Annotated in this window: 3 protein-coding genes; 2 read left to right on the top strand and 1 reads right to left on the bottom strand. The window is 44.4% G+C overall.

Annotation, left to right across the window (positions count from 1 at the left end):
* Positions 1–1,538, bottom strand: a 1,538-nt coding sequence (locus BCT81_RS12525; RefSeq protein ID WP_102424626.1) for an ABC-F family ATPase, incomplete at its 3' end; no start/stop codon positions are given.
* Between the two features lie 459 nt (positions 1,539–1,997).
* Between BCT81_RS12525 and BCT81_RS12520 the strand changes: the two genes are divergently transcribed.
* Together BCT81_RS12520 and BCT81_RS12515 are read left to right on the top strand one after the other, a co-directional pair.
* Entirely contained in the window at positions 1,998–4,343 is a 2,346-nt protein-coding gene (locus BCT81_RS12520) for an AAA family ATPase (RefSeq protein WP_102424625.1), read from the top strand.
* Position 4,344: 1 nt separating this feature from the next.
* Positions 4,345–5,008 (top strand): mechanosensitive ion channel domain-containing protein (locus BCT81_RS12515; RefSeq protein ID WP_102424624.1); only part of this gene is annotated, 664 nt, incomplete at its 3' end.

Here is a 5,008-nt window from a genome sequence, read left to right as displayed (position 1 = left end):
TTGATCTTGCCATCTTTGATTTCAAGGATACGCGTTGCTAGAGAGTCTACGAATACACGGTCGTGAGATACGAAGAACAATGTGCCTTTGTAGTTCTCAAGAGCCAAGTTAAGCGCTTCGATAGATTCCATATCCATGTGGTTAGTTGGTTCATCCATAAGTAGGATGTTTGGCTTGTGCATCATGATCTTACCAAGAAGCATACGACCTTGCTCACCACCAGAAATTACCTTAACTGATTTCTTAATGTCGTCTTGACCAAATAGCATACGACCTAGGAAGCCACGAACCACCTGCTCGTCTTCACCTTCTTGACGCCATTGGCTCATCCAATCGAACAGGTTCATGTCTTGTTCGAAGTCATGTGCGTGGTCTTGAGCGTAGTAACCGATGTTTGAGTTTTCAGACCACTTGTACTCACCTGTACGAGCTTCAAGTTCGCCAGCTAATGTGTTCAGTAGTGTTGTTTTACCCACACCGTTCTCACCGATGATCGCAACGCGCTCACCTACTTCGAAGATCGCATCGAACTTGTTGAATAGGTCTTCTTCGAAGCCTTGAGATAGGTTTTCAACCACAAGTGCGTTACGGAATAGCTCTTTAGACTGTTCAAAACGAATGAATGGGTTTTGACGGCTAGAAGCTTTCACTTCTTCAAGCTGAATCTTATCGATTTGCTTAGCACGAGACGTTGCTTGCTTCGCTTTAGATGCGTTAGCAGAGAAACGAGAAACGAACGTTTGAAGTTCAGCAATTTGTGCTTTCTTCTTAGCATTATCAGACAGTAGACGTTCACGCGCTTGGGTCGCAGCCGTCATGTACTCATCGTAGTTACCCGGGAATAGGCGCAGTTCACCGTAATCAAGGTCAGCCATGTGCGTACAAACAGAGTTTAGGAAGTGACGGTCGTGCGAAATGATGATCATTGTGCAGTTACGTTGGTTTAGCGTATCTTCCAACCACTTGATGGTATCCATGTCCAGGTTGTTCGTTGGTTCGTCAAGAAGCATGATGTGCGGGTCTGCGAACAGAACTTGTGCTAGAAGCACACGAAGTTTCCAACCAGGTGCTACTTCGCTCATTAGGCCGAAGTGAAGTGCTTCTTCGATACCTACAGCAAGAAGAAGCTCACCCGCTTTCGCTTCTGCAATGTAACCGTCCATTTCAGCGAACTGAACTTCAAGATCAGCTACCTTCATGCCGTCTTCTTCGCTCATTTCTGGCAAAGAATAGATGCGGTCACGCTCTTGCTTAATAGTCCAAAGCTCTTTGTGACCCATAATAACTGTGTCGATTACCGAGAATTCTTCGTAAGCGAATTGGTCTTGGTTCAGTTTTGCAACGCGCTCGTTTGGATCGTAGCTTACGTTACCAGCACTCGGCTCAAGTTCACCAGATAGGATCTTCATGAACGTCGATTTACCACAGCCATTCGCGCCGATTAAACCGTAACGGTTACCTTCGCCGAACTTAACTGAAATATTTTCGAAAAGTGGCTTAGCGCCGAATTGTTGGGTGATATTTGCTGTGGAGATCAATGCCTTTACCTTTTTAATGTGAAAAACGCCGCAACGTTACTTGTTCAGGGCTTTAACTGCAAGTATTGATTGCAATTACCCGCTAATAAGTGAGCGATAACCTAGCTAAATCATAGTTTGAGATAACTCACATTTTTGATTTCTATTTATATAGCGATAAATAGCTAAACTGTGCAACATATAAAGTGTTGAGCCACTGAGTAAAATCCGCCTTATATAAAGACATATCTCTTATAAATAATTTAATATATCGCATAACAACCCGTTACAACCAAAGCTTCTTTATATAGCTATTCACAACACCCTCTAATGCACAAATACTAGTCTAACGCCTGACAGTTTCATGACAAAACACCAAGATTCGGGGATAAAGTACTCGCCCTCATTAATGCATGAGATTTCACAAAGCTCGATTATCTAACTATAGTAATCCTAACCTCATAATTCTAAGAGACTTTTATGCGTTCATTACCGCGCTTCTTATTCCTCATATTAGCAATGCTCTCATGGCCGAGTCATGCCAACTTGGAATATGACTTACAATCACAACCTCAGGTCTCTGACATTGCCCAAGATCTGACTAATCGTATCGATGAGCTTCCCGACCCTCTTTTTATGGAGGCGTCAGATAAGCGCAAGGTAAATCTGTTGCTCGCTGAAGTGCTGCGTGTTCAGAATCAGCAAATCGCAACGTTCGATAAACGACTCAAGGCGTATCGAGAAAACAGCGAGCCAAAACAGTGGTTCGATGTAGAGTCTAGCTACGTCACGTTGAACAGTTTGAATGTGAGCAAGCAGCACTTATTGGAGCAAAGCACCACAAGTAACAGGGAGCGCTTGACCGGTTTTGGCCCATACGGTGTTACCCAGTTCAAGCAAGAGTGGGAACTGACAAAGCTAAACGTCGAATACTTGGTGTATTTCCAAATACGCAGCTTCAAAGCGCTTATTAAAGACATCTTCATTTCCCCGGTGCCTGTGATTGGTGCAGCGTTAAAAGTGCTGTTCATCTATTTTGCGCTGGTGTGGTGGTTAGCGAACAGTAAAAGGTTGATCGAACTGTTTCGCGTTAACCTGCTTGAAGCGAAACCAAACCCTCCATTCCTGATTCGTTTAATTTGGTATGTGAGCCGTGCGGATAGAGCCATTGCTTGGTTAATTGCTATCACCCTGTCTCTGCGTGTGCTATCAAGTATCCCTAGCCTGCAACATCTGATATTCCTTGAGATCTTCACGTGGTGGATTTTAGGTGGCTCTATCGCAATCAGCTTCATTCTTGAGTTTGCATACCGCATGGGACGTACCTCAAACAAAGAAGTCATTGCCCTACGCCTTTCAACGATTAGACGTTATGTGTGGAGCTTCATCGTTGCTGGTGTGATTCTTCAGATCTCCAGTATTACACTAGGTAAAGGCACCATCTACAGTTGGATTTACAGCGTTCTATTCTTCTGGTTTGTGTTGGTGACCATTTCGGTCCTTCGTTTATGGAGAGCTAAGGTATTCAATAGCCTAGAGCATATCGCTGACCGTCCAGTGTGGGTTAATTGGGCTGTGAATCGCCAAGATACCTTCTTACTTAATATCCTCGCGACTGCGCTTGGTATTGCTTGGTTGAGTGTGTATCACTTTCAGCATCGCATCATGTCGCTGCTTTCTAACTACACAGTATTCAGTCAAGCACTGGCTTATCTGTTTAGGATTGAAGTCGCTAAGCAGTCTGATCTCGATAAGAACCAGAAAAACTTAGTGCGTATCAAAGGTGACCAAACCTACGAATATATTCTGCCTGGCTCTATCGACAGCGAGCTTATTGACTATGCAGGTGACGAAGTTAAACAACTTTCTCGCTATTTAATGTCTGATAGCCCGGCGATTTGTATCGTCTCTGGTGAACGTGGTGTGGGTGCCACAACGCTGCTGTATACGCTGCTGCACAAAGTATCGAATGCAGAGCCAATTTACGTTAGCTGCCCTTATGCGGGTTACCAAGAATTACTGTGTCACCTAGCTGTAAGCATTGGCTTGGAAGAAGACGCAACTGAGATTCAAATCTTGGCGCATCTTCGTAAGAGCGAGACGACTTATCTTATTGCAATTGATAATGCCCAGCGCCTAGTTAAACCAATGGTTGGTGGTCTTTCAGATCTGATTCGATTGACTAACTTACTGCGTCGTTCGAAGAAGAACCACAGAATCGTGATGTCGATTGCTAAGTCTAGCTGGCGATTTGTCGATCGAGCTCGTGGCGAGCGTCTGTTATTTGATTTGGTTTGCTTCCTTCCGCGTTGGACAGAGAAACAAGTTGGTGAGTTGCTTACTAGCCGTATCAATACCGAGCTTGAGAAGCCATTATCATTTGATGGTTTAGTGGTACCAAAGCAGTGGGATCAAGATGACATGAGCGAAGAAGAACGCGCACGCCAAGGTTTCTATCGTATCTTGTGGCACTACTCAGATGGTAACCCGACCGTTGCACTGCGCTTCTTCCGTCTCTCTTTGAACAGAAACAAAGAGACAGACCAAGCGGTAGTAAGGCTGTTCCATGTTCCAGAAGCGCAAGAACTAGAGAACATGCCAAAACCTATGCTGGCGGTCCTTCGCTCTATCGTTCAGTTAGAAATTGCGTCTACCGAGGTGCTATCAGAATGTACTCAGCTAAGTATTGCCGAAATCACTGGTATTCTTCGCTACTTTGAGAGCCGTGGTTACATTGGTTGGAATGAAGATAAGGCAAGAATCTCTGATCACTGGTTCCGTCACATTACTAACGTTCTCGACCGTCAACATTTATTGGTGAAGTAAAATGAAGAAGTTATTTGTCCTATTACTTGTTGGCTTTGCGATGGCGGTAAGTTTCCCGACTTACGCGACAGAAGAGTTAGCCAATGTAGAAAACATTTCTAAGATTGCGAGTTTGGTTCGTTGGAGTGGCGTGTTCTTCTCTATCATCGTCATTGCAGCGATGTGGTTGTTATTGAAGTTCATTAACTCAATGGTGACGAGCTTTGGTAGCCAATTCGTGCAATATCGAATGCTGCTGCAAAAGCTTCAATCGTTCATGCAGTTCTTCATTTATGTGAGTACGGGTCTTATCGTGTTCATGATGAGCTTCCGCATCAACGACCAAATCTTGGCTCTGATTGGTGGTACGCTAGCGGTATCAGTTGGCTTTGCGCTTAAAGACTTGGCGGCCTCTTTCATCGCGGGTATCACCGTAATGATTGATAGACCATTCCAAGTAGGTGACCGCGTCACGTTCGAAGGTAACTACGGAGACATTATTACTATTGGTTTACGCTCAGTACGTATGAGAACTTTGAACGACGACATCATTACGATTCCAAACAACAAGTTCCTAAACGAAGTGACTACCAGTGGTAACTATGGCGCGTTGGATATGCAGGTGGTGATTCCGTTTTATGTCGGTATGGATGAGGACATTACCCTCGCCCGTGATCTGATACAGG

The sequence above is a fragment of the Vibrio sp. 10N.261.52.A1 genome, assembly GCF_002876325.1.
Taxonomy (GTDB): domain Bacteria; phylum Pseudomonadota; class Gammaproteobacteria; order Enterobacterales; family Vibrionaceae; genus Vibrio; species Vibrio chagasii.
This window is presented reverse-complemented; position numbering and strand designations above follow the sequence as displayed.